This is a genomic window from Leifsonia sp. SIMBA_070 (assembly GCF_046534635.1).
Classification (GTDB): Bacteria; Actinomycetota; Actinomycetes; order Actinomycetales; family Microbacteriaceae; genus Leifsonia.
In genome coordinates, this window is sequence record NZ_JAWRYK010000432.1 from 1 (window position 1) to 262 (window position 262).

The window sequence follows — 262 nt, forward strand, 5'->3', positions numbered from 1 at the left end:
GGTGAGGGCAGAAGCCCCGTCACCGTGGGATTCCTCGGCATCCTGATCTTGTTGATGGTGGCCTCGTCCGCCTTCTTCCTCAACTCGTTGCCACTCCTGGGGGCAGGTGTCACCTACGGTGCCAACTTCTCCGAGGCGGCCGGTCTCAAACCCGGTGCCGAGGTGCGGGTCGCCGGCGTCAAGGTCGGTGAGGTGCGTGCCGTCGAACTCGACGGCGACAAGGTCCGGGTCGACATGCGGGTGAACAACGCCTGGATCGGTG

At 65.3% G+C, this 262-nt stretch carries 1 protein-coding gene; it reads left to right on the top strand.

From position 1 onward, the window contains the following. Positions 1–24: 24 nt before the first annotated feature. Positions 25–262 (top strand): MlaD family protein (locus tag SB754_RS20975; protein ID WP_410784279.1); only part of this gene is annotated, 238 nt, incomplete at its 3' end.